Here is an 18812-nt window from a genome sequence, read left to right as displayed (position 1 = left end):
TGCCGAAGTTGTTTCAAATTCCGTTTTTGCCGTCACGGCTGCGGCTCAAGGTCCGCTACACCGTTCGGTATAAGAAAACCCCTTTCCCGGTCCAACCTCAAACGTACGGGGTTTACCGAAACCTTACATCTTGAAGTCCCGCATACTCGCTTATCTGTGGATGATGTACTGAGCTGGCGCCTCCCTGCCCGCCTCGTCATCTCTGGCCAGGCGCACGCCGTTATGCACGGAAAAGCCGGATTTGTGCTTCCAGGGCAGCAGCTTCTCGATCAAACCGTCATTGAAAAATTACCCTTCTACCGGCTTTACCTCCTGAAAAAGCTTCATCTGCCGGGCAGCCGGTTTTTTCCGCCTGGGTCCGGGCCGGGCCACCCGGGTTACCAACCCCTCCGGGATCTCGGCCAGGAAACGGGAAGGCTGCTGATCATGGGTTCCGCCGAAAATGGTCCGGCTGGCGGAGCCGGTCAGCACCAGCGACCGGCGGGCCCGGGTGAGCCCCACATAGAAGAGCCGCCGCTCCTCCTCGATATCCCCCTCCCCTGCCTCTTCCTGACTGGCAGAGAACCAGGGCAACACCCCCTCCTCAAGGCCGGTGATAAACACCACCGGGAACTCCAGCCCCTTGGCCTTGTGCAGGGTCATCAGCGCCACCGCCTCGGCCTGGTCATCATAGACCGTGCCGGCAACATTGCGCTTCAGATAGCGGACCAGAGCGCCTAAATCGCTGCCGAACGACCCGGCAAGCTCCAGGAACCGCGCCACCTCGGCCTGGTCCGGATCAATATCCAACTCCTTTATAACCCGGTTTAACAAGGGGACCGGGCCGTTCTCCGCCACCTGGCCGCGAAACCGGCAAAGATTCTGCTCAAGACCGGTCAGCACCGAGCGGGCGGTGGCCGGCAGGTTACAGGTTGCGGCCCGCTCAAAAAAATCAGCAATATCGCCCAGGCCCAGCCGGGCCTCTAGTTTTTTCAACGACGCCGCGCCGATCCCCGGCAGCTCACGGAGCAGGTTGAGATACTCCGGGGCGCTCATCGACAGTTCCTCGACCACGGCCGCCCGCAGCCAGTAATAGAGCGGCCGCACCGCCTCTGTAAGATAAAACGGCCGCACCCCCACCACCTGGATCGGGATCCCCCGCCGGGTCAGGGCCTCACTTAACGGTCCGGCCTGCTGCGAGGAGCGGTAAAGCACCGCGATATCGCCAAAGGACAAGCCGGTCCCAACATCCTGGTCGCCGCCCCGGCCGGTGTTGATGGAATAACTGCTGATCCCGCCCAGCAACTCCTCGATCCGCTGGACCACGAACTCGGCCTCTGCCTTGACCGAAGGGGCCTGATAATATTCAATGGCAGCCTTGCGGCCGGATACGGGCACAAGCGGCCGGCGGGGCACTCCGTTTGGGCAGGGATTGTGGCTGATCACCGCCCCGGCCGCGCTCAGAATCACGGCCGCGGACCGATAGTTGCGGACCAGCGAAATCCGGCGGGCCCGGTCCTCTGTCAGATACTTATAGAAAAATTGCGGGCTGCTGCCGCGGAAACCGTAGATGGCCTGGTCCGGATCACCAATGGCAAAGATCTGTGTATTTTTGCCCAAGAGTTGCACCAGTTGGTACTGGCTTTGGTTCAGGTCCTGGAACTCGTCCACAAATAGGTATGACAGCCGGTCCGTAACCTGTTGGCGGAACTCCGGCTCCTTGTTGAGCCTCTGGACAAAGGTCGGGATGACCGCGTCCAGGTCAATACCCTGCTGTTCGGTCAGGCGGTCAAGATAGGGAACAACCGCGCCTTGGGGGGTTATCGGGCCGGACCGGGTCAGGTCCTGGAAATAGGCGGCAATAGCCTGCTCCGTTGCGTGCAATTCCCTGCTTCCCGCCTCTGGGAACAGGATCCGCAACAACAACGCCCTTTCCTGGTCGCCGACCACGGCCAGATCCGGAGTCCGCTGCCGGAGCCAGTGCAGACAAAACCCGTGAAAGGTGCCGACAAATACCTGTTCGGCCCGGGCGCCCGCCCGGCCCCGCAACCGCTCCCTGAGTTCGTCCGCGGCCCGGTTGGTAAAGGTAATCGCCGCCACCCGGGCCGGATTCTTTGTATTATCACCAAGCAACCGGGCCAGCCGGGCGATCAAGGTGTGGGTCTTGCCGGTGCCCGGGCCGGCCTGGACCAGGATCTTGCCGCCGGGACAACTTGCCGCCGCCTCCTGCTCCGGGTTCAAATCCCGGCCGGACCGGGGCGGCGCTTGTGGCGACAAAGATTCCGCCATTGCAAAAAGCGGCAGCTCAGCGGTTATTTTTTTCTTTTTTTTTAAGACCTGCCGCGGCCTTGCGGCAAACAGGCTGTGCTGGCCGCGGATCTCGTCAAGCTCGCCGGGCGCGAACACGGTGATCACCCCGAACTCACCGTCATAACCGGAGTTGCGGATCACCCGGCCGGCGCGGATCCGGGCAACCGCCTCGGCAAGCACCGGCGAGTATCTCTGCTTGATCTCCTCTACATCTGTTTCTAAAAAAAGTTGAAACTCAGAGCCGAACAACGAGACAACCCGCCAGTACTGGGCCATGACCCCCTTGGTGGCCGGACCCCGGCCCAGGAGTTCGCTTAAGACCTCGGCCAGGGGGATCAGGCTGTGGAATCCGGGGGCCGAGTCCGGATAAACAGGCTCAATGCGATCGGCCAGTTCCATGACCCGGTACATCACCCCGATGGTCAGCGGCCGCTGACAGACCGGACAGATATTTTTTAATTTTCTGCTCTCCACCGGATCCAGACAGACCTTGCATTTACGGTGGCCGTCATAATGATACTTGCCCTCTTCGGGAAAGAACTCGATGGTGCCCAGGAATCCGCGGCCCGGGTCCTTGAGGCTGTTGCGCATCGCATAAAAATCAAAGTCAGTGTCAAAGATATTGGCCTCCCGCCCCAGTTTTCCAGGAGAGTGGCAATCAGAGTTGGAGATCAGCGCGAACCGGTCCAGGGCCGATACCAGCCGGTTCATGTCCGGGTCGGAGGAGAGACCGGTCTCCAGGGCAAAGACATGGGGGGCGAGATCGTCAAAACACTCCTCAATGCTGTCAAAACCCGACTTGGAACCGAACATGGAGAACCAGGGGGTCCAGATATGGGCCGGCACCAGGAAACCCTCTGGCGCCTGTTCCAGGAGGATCTCCAGCAGGTTGCGGGAATCAAGCCCCAGGATCGGCCGGCCGTCGGAATGGATATTGCCGATACCGGCCAATTGGGTGTTGATCCGGGCCGCGGCCTCAAGATCAGGCACGAACAGCAGGTTATGCACCTTGCGCACCTTGCCGTGCCGCTTGTAGATGGAACTGATCTCAGCGGTAAGCACGAACCGGCAATCAGCGCCCGGGCCGGAAGGGCCGGCCGATTGAGGCAGCACCGAATCAACCGCACCCCGGGCCGCGCCATTGAGCTTGAAAAATCCGGGCTCGGCCGGTTCCAGCTCTTCCCTGATCCGGGCAAACCAGCCGGGATGGGTGAAATCACCGGTGCCGAGCAGGTTGATCCCCTTGACCCGGGACCAGGCCGCCAGGCCGACAAGGGTACTCGCCTTACTGGTTGCCCTGGAAAAGGGTGAGTGAATATGGAGGTCGGCAATATAGCGCATGGATAATGTCCAGCTTGTCGGAAGGGGGTCAAGCCAAGCCGATCGGTTATGATCAAGAAAGCACCATAGAACGGGACAACGGCCAGGTCAAGCCCGTTCAAGTCCGGCCACGGCCCGGGTCTCTGTTGCGGCCAGCCCCACTCGCTCCAGGGCCGCTATCAGTAGTTCATCCTCAAGCATGTCCGTGGTGAGCTGATAGCCAAGTTCACGATAGGCCTCGAACTGGGCCTCGTCAAAGAACTGATCCGACGTGGGCTCGTCGGGAAATTCCGGATGCTCGGCCTTATAGCCGTAAATATCCGCGGGCAGACCACCGGTGACCGTGGTTTTAAGGTAAATCAGCGTACCTGTTTCCTTGCCCGGATCAGCGGGATTATAATCAATATCGGCAATGGCGTGGCCGCGCCGGGCCAGCTTGAATTTCTCCCTGAACCGGCTGCCTGTCTCCGAGCCGGGCAGCAGGCCGTTTAAGTCGCAATCTTCCCAAAAGGTTATCTTGGCCCCGAAATCGACCCGAACCCGCTCCACCGCATTGGCGAGATCACCGAATTTAAACCTGGGGTCCGCCCCGCCGTCGGTGACGATGATCAGGTCCAGCCGGCGGCGGATCAACTCATAGATCCCCAGGTTCTCAAAGTGGCCGCCGTCGGAGAGTTCCAGAAACAGGGCCCCTTCACGGTGGTCCGGGGCAAATATGGCGCCGAACAGACCCGGGGCCAGATAATTAGGGGCCAGATCCAGCCGCCTCTTCCCTTGTCCATTCGCGCAAATGTTTGTTTTTTTCTTATCAGACTCCTCTTTTTTCGTCCGGTAGTTAAAGTTCGGCAGCCAATAACCCAGCCGGAGATTCAGAAGGGTCATCAGGATTGAGACCGGCCGACTGCGAGTCGCGCCCCGACCCGACACCCCACTGTTGGGATTGGCCGCGGCCCCGGAGATGGCCATGGCAGTGGGCAGATTCATGTACCGGTCGGTTTTGCGCCAGCAGGTCGCATCACTGCCGCAATAGAGTGGAGAAAGAAGATAACTGTCACCTCCCCGGCCCCGATATTTATGATTACCAGAATCCACCAGTACCAGGTTGGTATTGATCAGGTGGTAGGGACGCTTTATCTTATCCTCGTCCCGGCTGTCCGCACCCGGCCCATCCTTGCACATATCGCGCAGCAGGGCCTTGTCCGCCCGGGTGGCCGGCCCCCAGAAACCGCTCTCCACATTCTCCGGATTGGGGAGAAAGGTCTCCATCAAACGGTCCCGGTACATCCGGTGCAGTCCGGCATAATTCATGTTGACAAAAAAACCGACCGCGGTCCCGGCAAGGCCCAGCAAGATGATATACCAGCCGCATGACTCGACCGGCAGCACCTCCCAGGCCAGGATGAACCCGGCCAGCACCAGGCCATAGAGCAGGGCGCAGACAGCCGCCGCAACCAGCAGCCTGTTGCCCTTCCCTTCCGGGTCCGTGGTCCCCTGCTTTTGGGACTGGAAATAACCGACAACCGTGCCGAAAATACCGGGCAGCCCCACGGCCGTCAGCTTGGCCCAGACATCATCAAGCAATGAATAGACATAGGGCACCGAGCCGATCAGGACCAGTCCGGCGAGCATTTTCCAGCACCAGCCGATGATTCTCTGCTCGTCGATCAATATCTTATAGGGGAATCGATCGGACAAAAGCCGCAACAGGCGCGACAGGAAGGGATATGTTCTCAGGGAAAAAAGCAAACTGGACAGGGCCAGCCCCAGCAGCAGCAGATAGGCGGCTTGCAGCAACAGGCGAAAATCAGGCAACACCGGATAGAGACTGGAAAATCGCGGCCACCAGAGCCAATGCAGATGGCGCGACAGGTCAAGCTGCCATGGCACCAGACCGATGAGCAGATACATGAAAAAGGTGATCAGGGCAAGATAGACAAACAGCGAAACAAACATGCTGCGGGCGACCACGGCGAGCGCGGAAACAAGGTCAAGGCCCTTGCCCGGGGTCAGATAGCAGGCATGCTGGCGGATAAAGTCAAGAATCCGGTTCCTGTATCCCTCTTCCTGCCGGGCACCCTCTCCTTTGCGGCCAAAGATAAAATCCCTCGGCTCGGTGCCGAGACAAACGCTCTTTTTCCCGTTCCGGTCAAGTTTGCCCAGGTGGAGAAACCAGGTCAGGGCCGAGCCGATATAGCCGCCGCCGGACACGGTGGACAGGTAGTCTATTTTGTGCAGGATACCTTTGGAGATTTTTTTTGTTCCCACCAGCCCCTGGAGAACGCCGAGCCCAAAGGAGGCCGAGCGGATGCCGCCGCCGGAGATGGCCAGGCCATAGAGAGGTCCAGCCTCTTTTTCCGGATCGCCGCCCCTTGCCTTGATGATCCCGCATCTCTCCGCGGCCATCACCTCCGCGGCTGAAAACAGTTTCTCAGTGCCGGATTTTCCCATCTCTTTATCCTCCTCTGCAAGATGTGCCGTTACTCTGAGACCGAACCCGTAGAAACCCGCCCTTGTCAGGCAAGCAGCCCCTCATGTCCCCGTGAATTCACCAGGACCACGGTGGGCATCCCCTTGACGAACCGGCCATACATCCGGAACCACTCCCGTTCCAGTTCCGGGGCCGGAATGTCAAAGCCGAGGAAAACGCAATCCGCATCCCGGGAACGGTCATGGACGATATCGACAATACTCTCCCTGCTGACCAGAATCTCGGCCGCGGCCTCCACCCTGGCCCTATCGATCAACTCCTCCAGGGCCATGCGGGCCGGTTCCCTGCCCGCTTCATTTTCAACCACCCGCAACACCCGGACCCGGGAATGGCTCCATTGCCAGTTACTGGTCAGCAGGTAGGCCAGGAGCATCATCAGATCGCCGTTTTTCTGGCCCCGCCACCAGATGTCGATCCGTTTTTCCTTTTCCGGATCCGGGGCCTGTTCCGACTCAAGCAGCACCAGACTCATCCCCAGGCCGGCCGCGGTCCTGAGCTGGGTCGCATAGGAACTCAGATGGCCGGCGTTCTTGGACCAGCCCAGCAAAGCAAGATTGGGATAGACCGGGCCGGTCACCGTTGATTGCAGCAGGATGGTGACCCCTTTTTCCACGGTATCGGCGACCACCACCACCGGAAAGGCATCGATCTCCTTGTCATTGCAGAAACGGATCAACCGGCGGACCGCGGCCGGCCGCCGGGGTGCCAGTTCGGCAAAATCACCGACCAGGATATGGGCCAGGTAGACCAGGCCGCGCCTGGCCTCCAGCCAGACCGCGAAGTATATCAGGGTCTCCCTTTCCTCGGGGGTACCGGAAAAGGCCAGGATCACCGGCCGCCAGTTTTTGGGATCTTCGGGCAGACTTCTCAGTTTGAGCAGGTTGTTGCGTACCGACTGGAAGACAAACCCGCGGCGGGCATCCCCGAAGGTGGCCCGCAGATGATGTTTTTTCAGAAACCAGAGCAACGCGGCTATAAGCAGAACAGCGACAATGGCCGTCGGCCAGTTGATCAGGAAAGAAACCGCCAGGCAGGCCACCGCACCGGCCAGGGCCGAGCCCCAGTGGAAGAACCGGAACCGGGGCCGGAACGACGGATTATCGCCAAAATCCTCGGTAAAGGCGGCCAGGTTGATCATACCGTAACTGTAGAGAAAAAACATGGTGATGACCGCGGCCACCGCATTGAGCGAAGCGCCGCCGCTCTCATTGCCGGCCCAGAGCAGGACCGCGATGGTGATCACCAGGGTAAGCAACAATGCCCGCCGGGGCTCGTCTGCCCCGGGGCTGCCTTGTCCGAAAAATCTCAGAAAATTCAGGAGCCGGTCCCGGGAGATGGCCTGCAGGACCCGCGGCGCCCCGAGATAACTGCCCAGGGCGCTGGACAGGGTGGCGGCCACCACCCCCAGGGTTACCAGGATGGTCCAGCCGAACAGGGCGTTATCGTGCAACAGTTCATAGGGCATGGTGATCAGCTGTTCGCGGGGATAGGCCCCGCCGCAGAGGATCATCTGGGCAAGATAGACCAGAAAACCCACGCCCACCGCGGCCAGGGTGCCGCGGGGGATGCTCCTGCCCGGGTCGCGCAGGTCGCCGGACATGTTCAGGCCGGCGTCAATACCGGTGACCGCCGGGAAATAGATCGCAAAAATGGTCCAGAACGAAAACCGCACTCCGGCCAACCCGTCCGGGACCGGCGCGGTGTAGGACGGCGACAGGTTGCGGACAAAGACCTCGGGGGAAAAACGGACAAGGGCGCCGCCGAGAAAGACGGCCACCGCCAGAAAGAGAAAGATCATGATCAGATACTGGAGCCGGATGGCCCAGCCGGCCCCGAAACAGGCCAGGGAAAACAAAAAAAGGGCCGTGCCCAGGGTGATGGCCTGAAAATAAGGGGCCAGGGCCGGAAAAGAAAGGACCAGGGCCTCGGTAAAACCAAGGATGTAAAAGGGCACCGACAGGGCCAGGGCGGAAAAAAGGGCAATACCGATGGCACCGCCGAACTCCGGGCCCAGCACCCTGGAGATCAGGAAATAGGAGCCTCCGCCCCTGACCTGCATATTGGTGCTGATCGCGCTGATGGACAGGGTGGTGGTCAGGGTGATCGACTTGGCGATCAGGAGGATGATTACCGCGCCGATGATCCCGGCCCGGCCGACCACGAAGTTGGCGCGCATGAACATGATCACGCCAAGGATGGTGAGAATGGCCGGGGTGAATACGCCGCCAAAGGTGCTGAACAGGTTTCGGTTCCTGGCTGGAGTCTGGCTCATATCCGCCCTGGTCTTCTGGTCCGCTTGGTTCCTTCCGGATCTGTTCCTCCTGAAAACATAGCCGAATCATTATGATTCCGGAACAGATAAAGATTTTCCCGGGAGACTCCCCGGGACCGCGCCCTCATCTCCCGGCTTGCTTTTTTTGAAATCCCTGCTATTCCTTAGGAGTATAAAACCGCCTGTCTCCTGCCCCGGCCCTGATCGGTAATTGTTATGACCGGCACTGCCCACGGGAGAGACCGGCCATGAGAGGCGGGCGGGCGGAAACCACAAACGAATTGACAAAACTCAAAGGAGGTGCTCCCAAGAACCAGAATACCTGAAACCGAGAAACCAAAGCGGAAAAAGATTAAATATCCGTCTAAATCCATAATATTTTTTTTCATGATGAAAAGAGGAGGGTTTTATGAGTCAAATAAAGACGATATTAGTCCCTGTTGATTTTTCTAAAAACGCGAAGATCATTCTGCGGCACGCGGTGAGCGAAGCTGAAAAATCCGCGGCCCGTCTCGTGGTTGTTTATGTTGTTGAGGATCTTGAAAAATACTCGGCCCTTTCCATTCCCCATATCTCGTTTGCTGAACTGGAAAAGGATCTACTGCGGGGCGCGGAACACAAGATGGAAAGTTTTCTCGAAGAGAACCTGGATGAGTCCGTTGCCCATACGAGCAAAATCCTCTACGGTGACGTGGCCGAACAGATCAACAGCTTTGCCAAGAGTGAAGGCGTGGATCTGATCGTCATCGGCACCCATGGTTACAAGGGGCTTGAAAGGGTCCTGTTCGGCAGTGTGGCGGAAAAGGTGGTCAAAACCGCTCCCTGCCCGGTGGTGACGATCAACCCGTACCGGTAACATCGGCCGGCCGATGGCCCGGACAACCGATCACGGAACAGCTGACTCCGCGGCATCATTGCCCCGGGTCTGTAAACGATCACAGGTGGTGCGGGTTCGTCCAGGAAGGATGGTGCGAAAATGTGCCGCCTGTGAGCGTTTACCACCCACGGGTCCGGGCTCGGCCCGCCTCCTGCCTGGAAAGGGCTCACGGGCTCATGGGGCGGTGAACTCATCGCCCGTCACCGGGCGCGGCCGGCAGGGGTTCCAGGGGCAGCAGCATCGAAAACATCGAGCCCCGGCCCGGCTCGCTTTCCACCTCGAGACGGCCGCCGTGATCCTCGGCGATCTTGCGGGCCACTGACAGCCCGAGACCGGTCGCCGCGCCGGGTCGCCGGGTTGAATAAAATGGTTCAAAGATCAGCGGCAGGCTTGCGGCCGGTATGCCTTCACCGTTGTCGCGGACACGAATCGCCAGCCAGGCCCGTTTCTGATCAAGCACCTGCCCGGTAATCACCTCCAACCGGCCGCCGGCCGGCATGGCCTCCAGTCCGTTGGCAATCAGATGTTCCAGGGCCTCACCCAGGCGGGTAGCGTCCACCGACATCCTGGGGGCGACCTGAAAGGCGCGGACGATCTCCACGCCCCGGGTGCGGCCGGCGGATATAAACCCGGCAAGCACCTCGTCGAGCAGCGCGGTGATCTCCAGCTCCCGGCAGGCCGGCAGGCTGGTATCCGAGAAGCTCAGGACCTCGTAAAGAATACGTTCCAGCCGTTCCACCTCGTTGATAATCACCTCGGTATATTCCCTGGCCCGGCCGCTGGCCGGAATCGCCTTGTCCAATCGCCGGGCCAGTCCTCCCACCGTGGTCAGCGGGTTGCGGATCTCGTGGGCCATATTGGCGGTAATCCGGCCCAGGGCCGCCAGTTTCTCCGCCTGGACCAACTGCTGCCGGAGAAGTTGTTTTTCCCGCTCCGACCGGTGCCGTTCGATCACCGCGGCCAGGGTGTCGGCCACCGCGGCCAGGAAACGTTCCTCTTCCGCGCCGCGGCGGTGGCCGTCCCTGACAAAAACATTAAGCATCCCCAGCGGTCGCTGGTCGCCGGCCACCACCGGCACGCAGTAATGGCCGGCGGACCCGGGACAGCACCGGTCCTTTTCATCGCCGTTAGCATCGGCGGCACTGAAAATTATCCGGCCGCCATCCGCCGCTCCGCCGCAATGACAATTGCCGGGTGGGACCCGGTGACAGGGAATTTCCTCCTGGTCGGAAAAACCGTGCCGTATCTGCAGGTCCGGTTCACGGTTATCCGGGTCCAGCAGGGAGATGACCCCCTTTTTTTCCAGGAAAAAACGCTGCACCGAAACGATCTGCTCCAGCATCTTCCCGAGCTTCTCCCGCAGGGTAAGCGGCTCCAGGGAAATCTTGAGCACCGCGCTGATCACCCGCTGGATATGATAGTTGCGCTCGATCTTTGCCTCGTTCTGCTTGCGGCGGGTAATATCCCGGATCGCGCCGGCTACCAGGGCGGTGTTGCCGGTCTCAAGGATGTTGAGGCTGATGTCGGCCGGAAAAACCGTGCCGTCCTTGCGCAGGACCGTGGCCTCCACTCCGCTGCCCATGGAGCGCAGGCGGGAATTTTTAAAGTAATCGGCAAGCAGCCGGCGATGGCGCCAGCGATCAGAAGGCGGAATCAGGATATCCAGGTCACGGCCGTTCAGTTCTTCCGGGCCGTAGCCGAACAGTTGCTCCAGCCGGGAATTGGCAAAGGCGATGTTGCCGGAGGCGTTGACAAAGATCACCGGGTCGGGCGATGCCTCCAGGAACCGCTGGTATTTCTCCTGCTCGTTGCGCGGCTGGTGACGGCACTCGGCAAGTTGCCGGCGGATTTTTTTCAGCTCGGCCAGGAGTTCTTTTTTGGTATACCTGTCTTCGGGTGCGGACGGCATCGGTTCTCCAGGACCGGCGGCGCGACCGGCCGGCCTCCAATGATCCTCTTTTTTTCACCGGCAAGACCCTGGCCGCCGGCCGGGGCCGCCAGAACGCAAGCGGCCGGATTTCCGGACAGATGAACCAGCGGGCATCACTGGTTTATCCATAAGTCAGAGCGTTGCAGCCGGATGTCCAAGGCTCCGGATATCAGCTTATAATCCTTTTGACAAAACCGTCAACCGCCAAATATCGGCCCGGGGGTTGCACGCAAACAAAAAAAAGCCGGAGCCCCTGACAAGTTTTGCTGTTCCGCGGCAAATGTTTGTTTCGGATGAGGTCTTAGGCGGTGTTTTTCAGGGGGCGGACATCTTCCTCGATTGGCTGCCAGGCTTGAGGATTAAGAAGAATCTGGTTGATGCCGTTCTCAATTCGGGAGACAAAGCCGGTTGCGCGGGAAGACCCGATTATCTTTTTTTTCTGTAATTCAATCCGAGTTCGCTGGCAGCAGCCTTCAGCCTTTTATCCTTTGTCCATAAAGGTATTTGGCCTAGTTGGGCTGAAGCTAAAAGGTGAATATCAACAAATCCAATTCCCTTGCCATATAATTTGTTTTTTTCAACAAAATATAAATATTCTTGAAATTCAATTTGTGGAGAGGTTGGGATGGATTGTAGTAACGATATAATTTCTTTACAGTTTTTTATGTTGCCACAGGCGAGTTCACCTATAATGTGACTATGGCAAACCACATCCCCATCGAACAGCAATTTTTCTAAATGCTGCTCGCCAGCTCGGAGGTGGTTGACCCAAACTGAAGTATCAACAAGGATCATGATTGTTTTTTTGTTGATCTGCGCCTGGGAATGGAACGTAACTCTTTTTCCGTGCCACCAAGCCTGGCAAGACGTTTACTGCTTTCTCTTGCAATTAATGCTTCGAGGCCAAGTCGCACCAAGGATGTTTTCTCTTTGATACCTGTCAGAAGAGAGGCTTTTTCCAATATTTGGTCATCGATATTAAGTGTTGTTCTCATATGTATGATGATGCATCATATATGCATACATGTCAACTGTATATTTTTTGAAGATAACCTTGAAGTGAACATGACATAAATACTGGCCAAAGACAGGTAAGCGCAGACTCCGAGGGCGATCTCGTCATAGGGGGAATATAGGGTGTCCCCCCTCTGCCATGCATGTTGACCGTCATCAACTCAAATAATCCCGATTAATACGACAACCCACGTAAACACCCAGCAGACTAGCGACAAAACCAGCCAGATAAGCGGTCATCAAACCAACATGATCTCCTAACCACCATCCGATCCAACTGAAAACAGTTATGCAGGTCAAAAGACAAATTTTTTTCATGTATTTCCTGTCTTAAAAAAAAGATCAGCGGTTGAGGCGGAAGAGGAGAATATTCCTAAATGCGTACAAGACCGGCCCGTAAAGGATTGAGATGGATATACCTGACCAGTTCCAGAAAATACATGCGGCGTTCAATCCCTCGGCAGATGATATGGTGCAATGCCCCTGGGGCGTCTATTCTGGCTTGGCGTGGCATGAAACAATGGTAGCACAGTGTAAACAGTGTAAAGACTTTTTAAATATTTAAATATTAAGGGCGTCCCCCTGTCCACATTTTGACATTCATGGGCACAAGCATGTATTTCCCCGAATTTACGTATAAAACAGGCTTTAACGTGTCCATTTTGACACGTCCGGTTGATTTGATGTTTTTGAATAAGGCAGACGGGCCCACGGTGTCCTGCTGTTTTGCCCGCCGTCGTTGCCGCCAGTAGTCCGGATTACATTCGTACCAGGACTTGTAGGCCGTACGCTGGTTTTTGCGGTAGTCTGGATCCGTGGCCATTTTGCGCGCCTGCCATCGACGTTTTCGTTCCCGCTGGCAAGCCGCCCTGCCGCAATACCCTTGATCTTTACACCTGGGATTGGCCGGCAGAATGTGTCGGCAACAGATTCAAGTAAATGTCCGCGCCATGATGTTCCTCCAGAACACCGTAACGTCGGATCAGAATTACATCGAAGTAAATGAAAGAAGAAAATTAGACCTGCCGACCGGCAGGTCTAAAGAAAATGAGGAAAAAAAGAAATGTGAAAAAAACCTGAAAGTATATGATCAACCCATTGCAAACTCACAACATAATCAAACTCGCAACATAACGTCCCCTTTGGCGCTTTCGTCCCCTTTGGCGCTTTGGCGTACACCCTTCGCCTCCATCCCCGCGAACGGGAGGACTTGTTAATCACAGCCCGAGTTGCTATGATGGACTCACCCTTAAGAACGTGTGCCGTGCCCGGCACACAACAAAGGGGTGGAGAGGGACGCGGGGAACCTCTGCGGCGCTGAAGCGGCCACGTCATAGGCCGCGCCCCTCACCCCAGCGATATGCGAGAAAACAAAATTGAGCGCATTGGCATCTTTACCTTGTGTCGAAGGCAGCCAATAAATTATATTAAAAAAGGAGGTGATAATTATGCCAATGTCACTCGAAGAAATATTTTCAGAAGCTGAAATACTTCCTAACGATTCCAAAGCGATTCTTGCCGAAAAACTTGTAGCAAGCATTGAGGATGACATAGATCCTCAAGTGACCAAAAGTCATTTGGCGGAAGTTAAAAAAAGAAGAGATGAAATTCGTACTGGAAAAGTCGTGCCAATAAATGGCGAAGAAGGTTTAGCTCAAGTAAGGGCCATGATTGAAAAATGAATTATCATTTTCATCCTGATGCTCTTCAAGAGTATGCTGAAGCAACTCAATATTATGCCGAAATTTCAGTTTCCCTCGCAACCGGCTTTGTCTCCCAAGTTGAAAATGGCATAAACCAAATTCTTCATTATCCTCAAGCCTGGCAACCAATCAAGGAGGATGTCCGCCGATACCTCATAAAGCGCTTTCCATTCGGAATCTACTACACAATCGAAGGAAACAATTCTATTGTAATTCAAGCTGTGATGCATTTGAGCCGTAAGCCTGGCTATTGGAAAGCTCGAATAATAAAATAAAAGCGCATATCAAATTAATTCAGGCGACGGGAAAAAGCGTGGCGGCGCTGACGCGGATAGGTCGTTGGCCCGCGCCTGATTTCTGCCGAACCGCCGCAGTGAGTGGCAAAGTTAGGCGCAATAATATTGGAGGAAACAGCATATGCCCCGTCAAGCAAGATTAGATGCACCGGGAACTTTGCACCATGTCATCATAAGGGGTATCGACAAGCGCCATATAGTTGATGACAAGACGGATCGGGAAGATTTTGTTTCTCGGATGGGCGAGATTGCCGAGGATACCGGTACAAGTATCTACGCCTGGGCATTGTTGACAAACCACGCCCATATTTTGTTAAGAAGCAGTAAGTTTGGTCTTTCCCGGTATATGCGCCGTCTTCTCATCGGTTATGCGATTTCCTATAATAATCGCCATCGCCGTCACGGGCATCTATTCCAGAATCGATACAAATCCATAGTCTGTGAAGAAGAAACCTATTTCCTGGACCTGGTCAGGTATATCCATCTCAATCCTTTACGGGCCGGTCTTGTAAAGAGTTTACTTGGCCTTGATCGATACCGCTGGAGCGGCCACGGGGTTATCATGGGCCGTTATTCAAACGACTGGCAGGACCGTGATTATGTATTACGCCGATTTGGAAAAAAGGAGAAGGCGGCCCGGTCGGCCTATCGGCAATTTGTCGCGGACGGGGTGGGACAGGGACGCCGTCCCGATCTTGTCGGCGGCGGCCTGGTCCGATCACTGGGCGGTTGGTCCGAGGTGCGGGAATACCGCACGCAGGGATCTGTGAGAGGGCGGTCAGGTAACTGGCTGGTCTATCTCGATTGCCTCAAAAATGAACGTCACCAATTGAACTATAATCTTGAAAAGTATAGTACCGGGTGATATAGTATATTCATGCTCAATTTAATGACAAAACATTTTTCAAATTGGGCGGCAAAGCAGAATATCCCAAAGAACGAGCTATTCAAAGCATTGCGAGAAATCCAAGAGGGTAAGTTTGAGGCAAACCTTGGCGGCCACATTTATAAAAAACGAATCCGGTTTGAGGGCAAGGGCAAAAGTGGCAGTGGGAGAACAATCATATGTTACAAGACCAATGATCGAGCCATTTATATTCATGGATTCGCAAAGAACGAAAAGTCAAATTTGTCAAAAAAAGAGCTTTACGCTTTAAAGGAATTTTCGAAAATTTTGCTTGGGCTATCGGAAGAAAAAAATTGAACTAGCCCTGAAAGCTGGAGATTTTATAGAGGTGAAGTCATGAGAAAATCCATCGCAAAATCAATCACAAATACTGTTAAGGATTTAAATAAAAGCGGCTTGGTTGATGACATAACGATGAGAAACATTTCCAATCTGTGTCTTCCTGATGTCAAGGAATATACGCCTGAAAAAATCGTTTCAATCAGAAAGAAATTCAGGCTTAGCCAAGCGGCTCTGGCAAGTATATTCAACATCAGCCCTTCAACAGTTCAAAAATGGGAACAGGGCAACAAAAAACCTACTGGCGCATCTCAAAAGTTGTTAGATCTTATTGAAAGAAAGGGTATTGAAGTCCTTGTGTGAAAATAAACGAGAATTGGCATAATCGGGTAGCCGGGGGCTTTCTCCCCCGGCCCCCACACCACCTAGCAAGCGGGTCCGCACTAGGCGGTTCCCCTGAGCTACCGCGCCGTCCGCCGCCGCCTGGTCCGGTCACTGGGCGGTTGGTCCGAGGTGAAGGCATTAAGGCCGAGGATACCGGCACAAGTATTTAGTAACCACTCACAGGGTGGCGCGACCACCTGTCGAGTACACTCCTTTCCCTGTGAGAGCTTACCTTGTTTTTGGGTTGCACCTCTCCCTCCTTCTTCTGCCAGCAGGGCTTTGTCGCCTATGACCAGGGCAAGGAGATCGACCAGGTCCTGGTCGATGCCTTGAAATCCCCAAGATCCACGCTGCCCTGGCCACCTGCGCCACCATGCGGACCTCGGTGGATATCTTCTTTACCGAGTAGTTTTTTTGTGATGACAAGATCGTCTTTCCCACCAAGGCTCAACCGGCTGCAAACCCGTTCCTGACAAGGGTTACCTGTCACACCCTGATATTTCTCCCTGGTAAAAACCTAGCATAAACCTGGCATTCTTTTTTCTTGCAATCCTGTTGTGTTTTTGTGTCAACTGATCGGAGTCAGGAGTAGCGGAACCTATTGTGAAGTTGAGCCGTGGGACGGCTTTTGGAAATCAAGCGGACTTGATAATCCGGCTATTAATCCTTAAACCGTTGCTTAACTTTTTTCTCCTGCCCGCAAAATAACTGATATGGCAGGGAGACAAGGAGATGACATGGGTTCGGGGATGGGTTCTTTTCTGGGTGGGGTGAGCGCACTGGCAAGTCTTGTAACAGCATCTGCAGCTGCCTTTGGATTTTTGTGGGCACGGGCCAGGTTCAAAATAGAAAGGACCCATTACCCGCAGATAGAGTTTGACGTGGACTGTAATATTTTCGGCCCGGTGGGAGAGGAGTATCTGGGCGAGTTCAGGATCAAGGCCCACAACAAGGGTAACGTCCGACAGGATTTTGAGAGCATTACTTTGCGTGTAAGATCAATAAATGAGAATGACAAGAAATTGAGCTATCTCAAGGTTGAGGGTAAAGATATGGGGAAAAGGCTCGACTTCCCCAATGTGGTGCTGAAAAAAGAAGAGGTGCTGAATCTCAAGAATACCGGTGACCGTTTTTTTGTAGAACCTGGAATCTGCCAGGAATTCATATACGTTTCCAAGATACCTCAGCTATGCAGGTATCTGTCTGTCCATGCCAGTTTCATATACGATAAGAAGAAGGGGAGACATACAACGAAGCAGGGCTCTCCGCACACGCCGGACGGGAAAAAAGACAGCGCCCAGACACCACAGGGAACTGCCGGGCACGGAACGGACAATCAGAACGAAAAGTCCAAAAAGAGGAAAAGCAGGCACACCGCCGAGCGGATCATTGATGTCCGGCAAAAGCTGGCCGCCGCGGTCATGCGAGCAACGGAGTTAGATTATTAAGTTGATAACCTGTTAAACGAACCAGCATGGCTGAGCCATAACTCTTGGGCCGCCGCCACAACCAGCAATGAAAATTTTCCCGGACAGCGGGCTTCGTCCGGCACGACTTTCATTTAAACTCTTGGGGCAACCGAGGTAATCGCAAAATTGAAGAGTTGATCCTGTACAACAATCATTTCATAAAAGGAGGACTGCCATGAGATGGGCTTTACGGTTTCTTGCCATTGGCCTGGTGCTGACCTTAAGCGGTTGCGTAACCGCACCCAAACAGACCGTTGAACTTGCGGATATTGTTGGTCAGCAGATTTCCGAAATGCAGGCATCCCATGAACAATTTGTTTCCCTGTATTATGCCAAACTTCGTGATGAAGCAGAGCATTTCATGGAGCAAAAGTGGACTCCGCAATTTCTTGCCAATGTGATTTCAGGTACGGGAGAAGAGAGTAGAAAGTTCCGGGCCGACCTGGACAAGGCATATAAACTTGCCGCGTTGGACTGGGAGAACACGGTCAAGATTGACAATGTCGCAGATGCCGAAGTAAGGGAGGCGATCAGGGAAGCCATCAGGAAACTCAGTACTGAAAAGGATGCCTCCCTGGGGATGGTACTCCTTGATTTTTCCACGGCTGTACAAGAGCAGATCAATGGGCAACGCAGAAAACTGCTTCAACCCATTGATGAGCAGGAGGCATTTGTACTTGATCAGTTACGCCAGGGGTATGCGGACCTTTTACAGGGCAACGCTGCGATTAAAGGGTACCTTGCCTCAACCGTCAAACTGGTTGAGCAGCGTGATGCTGTACTTGAAAAGATGGGGGTCCTGGAGACCCAGCGTAGAGTAATTAACACAGCGGTAACACTCAGTGACGGCGCTGCAACAGCTCTGAATACGGCCGAGAATGCCGACCAGGCGGCTGCGAGCTTTCTTGAAAAAATGAACCAAGCAAAAGAGAAACTCGAATACATCCTCAATAGGGAGGGATAAAAAATGGGATATGACTTTTCTGAAGAAGCCAAATTGACAAACGAGCAACTGGCCGGTGAGCTGGCAAAACTCGGGCCATTGACTGAGCCGGCAATTGTAAAACTGCTGCCTAGAAAAGTAGATAAGAAACATTACAAGGAGATTATCGATATTGTGAACAGCGCGGCCTCCCAGCAAAGAAAGCTGGCGGCACTCCAGGATAATTTTGAGAAACTGGGCGGGGTGGCGTTAAAACTGCTGATTAGGTATCTGAAGCCACTATAACCGATTACTCCTTGCAAATCTTACCCTGGCAGGAATGAAAGAAAATCATGTTAAATTTGATGAACTCATAACAACCCGAAAGGCTTCAAATGCCACCCAATAAAATCAACAAGTTACAACATGATACACGTCCGTCTCGCAGGTTGTTGCGAGACCGACAAATTTGAAAACAACGTTAGATTTCCAAGGGCAGGGCGCGCCGGTGCGCAGGCTTTACGTTAAGGGCAAGGTAAGGTTTCGGTAAACTCCGTACGTTTGAGGTTGGACCGGGAAAGGGGTTTTCTTATACCGAACGGTGTAGCGGACCCTGAGCCGCAGCCGTGACGGCAAAAGCGGAATTTGAAACAACTTCGGCA

At 54.9% G+C, this 18812-nt stretch carries 16 protein-coding genes; 10 read left to right on the top strand and 6 right to left on the bottom strand.

The window, feature by feature from the left end:
- Positions 1-288: 288 nt before the first annotated feature.
- From L3J03_09255 to L3J03_09245, 3 genes are all read right to left on the bottom strand, one after another.
- Positions 289-3630 carry a UvrD-helicase domain-containing protein gene (locus L3J03_09255; protein ID MCF6291162.1) on the bottom strand — a complete coding sequence of 1114 codons (3342 nt, stop codon included), beginning with the start codon at positions 3628-3630 and terminating at the stop codon, positions 289-291.
- Between the two features lie 87 nt (positions 3631-3717).
- A complete protein-coding gene (locus tag L3J03_09250; GenBank protein MCF6291161.1) occupies positions 3718-6057 on the bottom strand; it encodes a patatin-like phospholipase family protein in 2340 nt (779 codons plus the stop codon).
- Between the two features lie 65 nt (positions 6058-6122).
- Positions 6123-8369: an amino acid permease gene (locus tag L3J03_09245; protein MCF6291160.1), complete on the bottom strand. Its 2247-nt coding sequence runs from the start codon at positions 8367-8369 to the stop codon at positions 6123-6125.
- A 409-nt stretch (positions 8370-8778) separates the two neighbouring features.
- On the opposite strand from L3J03_09245, the gene L3J03_09240 reads away from it, so the two are divergent.
- The gene (locus L3J03_09240; GenBank protein MCF6291159.1) at positions 8779-9225 is read left to right on the top strand and encodes a universal stress protein; all 447 of its coding nucleotides are present in this window, start codon (positions 8779-8781) and stop codon (positions 9223-9225) included.
- 211 nt (positions 9226-9436) lie between these two features.
- Here the strand turns inward: L3J03_09240 and L3J03_09235 are convergent, their stop codons facing one another.
- Positions 9437-11155: a PAS domain S-box protein gene (locus tag L3J03_09235; GenBank protein MCF6291158.1), complete on the bottom strand. Its 1719-nt coding sequence runs from the start codon at positions 11153-11155 to the stop codon at positions 9437-9439.
- On the opposite strand from L3J03_09235, the gene L3J03_09230 reads away from it, so the two are divergent.
- A complete protein-coding gene (locus L3J03_09230) occupies positions 11143-11307 on the top strand; it encodes a hypothetical protein (protein MCF6291157.1) in 165 nt (54 codons plus the stop codon). The two genes, L3J03_09235 and L3J03_09230, sit on opposite strands and share 13 nt — an antisense overlap.
- A gap of 295 nt (positions 11308-11602) precedes the next feature.
- Here the strand turns inward: L3J03_09230 and L3J03_09225 are convergent, their stop codons facing one another.
- Positions 11603-11971 (bottom strand): type II toxin-antitoxin system VapC family toxin, encoded by a 369-nt coding sequence (locus tag L3J03_09225; protein ID MCF6291156.1) that lies wholly within the window; start codon positions 11969-11971, stop codon positions 11603-11605.
- Positions 11968-12171, bottom strand: coding sequence for a type II toxin-antitoxin system VapB family antitoxin (locus tag L3J03_09220; GenBank protein ID MCF6291155.1), 204 nt, complete (start codon positions 12169-12171; stop codon positions 11968-11970). The genes L3J03_09225 and L3J03_09220 overlap by 4 nt, the downstream gene beginning before the upstream one ends.
- A gap of 1473 nt (positions 12172-13644) precedes the next feature.
- Between L3J03_09220 and L3J03_09215 the strand changes: the two genes are divergently transcribed.
- The 8 genes from L3J03_09215 to L3J03_09180 all read left to right on the top strand — a co-directional run bounded on the left by L3J03_09215 (position 13645) and on the right by L3J03_09180 (position 18456).
- Positions 13645-13872: an addiction module protein gene (locus L3J03_09215; protein ID MCF6291154.1), complete on the top strand. Its 228-nt coding sequence runs from the start codon at positions 13645-13647 to the stop codon at positions 13870-13872.
- Positions 13869-14168 carry a type II toxin-antitoxin system RelE/ParE family toxin gene (locus L3J03_09210; protein ID MCF6291153.1) on the top strand — a complete coding sequence of 100 codons (300 nt, stop codon included), beginning with the start codon at positions 13869-13871 and terminating at the stop codon, positions 14166-14168. Before L3J03_09215 ends, L3J03_09210 begins: the two co-directional genes overlap by 4 nt.
- A 142-nt stretch (positions 14169-14310) precedes the next feature.
- Positions 14311-15054, top strand: coding sequence for a transposase (locus L3J03_09205; GenBank protein ID MCF6291152.1), 744 nt, complete (start codon positions 14311-14313; stop codon positions 15052-15054).
- Between the two features lie 12 nt (positions 15055-15066).
- Positions 15067-15393, top strand: a complete 327-nt coding sequence (locus L3J03_09200) for a type II toxin-antitoxin system RelE/ParE family toxin (protein MCF6291151.1) — start codon at positions 15067-15069, stop codon at positions 15391-15393.
- 39 nt (positions 15394-15432) lie between these two features.
- Positions 15433-15738, top strand: coding sequence for a type II toxin-antitoxin system MqsA family antitoxin (locus L3J03_09195; protein MCF6291150.1), 306 nt, complete (start codon positions 15433-15435; stop codon positions 15736-15738).
- Between the two features lie 758 nt (positions 15739-16496).
- Positions 16497-17207: a hypothetical protein gene (locus L3J03_09190; GenBank protein ID MCF6291149.1), complete on the top strand. Its 711-nt coding sequence runs from the start codon at positions 16497-16499 to the stop codon at positions 17205-17207.
- Positions 17208-17403: 196 nt separating this feature from the next.
- The gene (locus L3J03_09185) at positions 17404-18192 is read left to right on the top strand and encodes a hypothetical protein (protein MCF6291148.1); all 789 of its coding nucleotides are present in this window, start codon (positions 17404-17406) and stop codon (positions 18190-18192) included.
- Between the two features lie 3 nt (positions 18193-18195).
- Complete coding sequence (locus L3J03_09180; GenBank protein MCF6291147.1) at positions 18196-18456, top strand: hypothetical protein; 261 nt, start codon at positions 18196-18198, stop codon at positions 18454-18456.
- Positions 18457-18812 lie beyond the last annotated feature (356 nt).

It is taken from the genome of Desulfobacterales bacterium (assembly GCA_021647905.1).
Taxonomy (GTDB): Bacteria; Desulfobacterota; Desulfobulbia; order Desulfobulbales; family BM004; genus JAKITW01.
Note: the sequence above shows the minus strand (reverse complement) of the source record. Positions and strands in the feature narration are given on the sequence as shown.

Coding starts and splice junctions, on each gene's coding strand:
- L3J03_09255 (MCF6291162.1), bottom strand. CDS start 3,630: ATGCGCTATATTGCCGACCTCCATATTCACTCACCCTTTTCCAGGGCA.
- L3J03_09250 (MCF6291161.1), bottom strand. CDS start 6,057: ATGGGAAAATCCGGCACTGAGAAACTGTTTTCAGCCGCGGAGGTGATG.
- L3J03_09245 (MCF6291160.1), bottom strand. CDS start 8,369: ATGAGCCAGACTCCAGCCAGGAACCGAAACCTGTTCAGCACCTTTGGC.
- L3J03_09240 (MCF6291159.1), top strand. CDS start 8,779: ATGAGTCAAATAAAGACGATATTAGTCCCTGTTGATTTTTCTAAAAAC.
- L3J03_09235 (MCF6291158.1), bottom strand. CDS start 11,155: ATGCCGTCCGCACCCGAAGACAGGTATACCAAAAAAGAACTCCTGGCC.
- L3J03_09225 (MCF6291156.1), bottom strand. CDS start 11,971: ATGATCCTTGTTGATACTTCAGTTTGGGTCAACCACCTCCGAGCTGGC.
- L3J03_09220 (MCF6291155.1), bottom strand. CDS start 12,171: ATGAGAACAACACTTAATATCGATGACCAAATATTGGAAAAAGCCTCT.
- L3J03_09215 (MCF6291154.1), top strand. CDS start 13,645: ATGTCACTCGAAGAAATATTTTCAGAAGCTGAAATACTTCCTAACGAT.
- L3J03_09210 (MCF6291153.1), top strand. CDS start 13,869: ATGAATTATCATTTTCATCCTGATGCTCTTCAAGAGTATGCTGAAGCA.
- L3J03_09205 (MCF6291152.1), top strand. CDS start 14,311: ATGCCCCGTCAAGCAAGATTAGATGCACCGGGAACTTTGCACCATGTC.
- L3J03_09200 (MCF6291151.1), top strand. CDS start 15,067: ATGCTCAATTTAATGACAAAACATTTTTCAAATTGGGCGGCAAAGCAG.
- L3J03_09195 (MCF6291150.1), top strand. CDS start 15,433: ATGAGAAAATCCATCGCAAAATCAATCACAAATACTGTTAAGGATTTA.
- L3J03_09190 (MCF6291149.1), top strand. CDS start 16,497: ATGGGTTCGGGGATGGGTTCTTTTCTGGGTGGGGTGAGCGCACTGGCA.
- L3J03_09185 (MCF6291148.1), top strand. CDS start 17,404: ATGAGATGGGCTTTACGGTTTCTTGCCATTGGCCTGGTGCTGACCTTA.
- L3J03_09180 (MCF6291147.1), top strand. CDS start 18,196: ATGGGATATGACTTTTCTGAAGAAGCCAAATTGACAAACGAGCAACTG.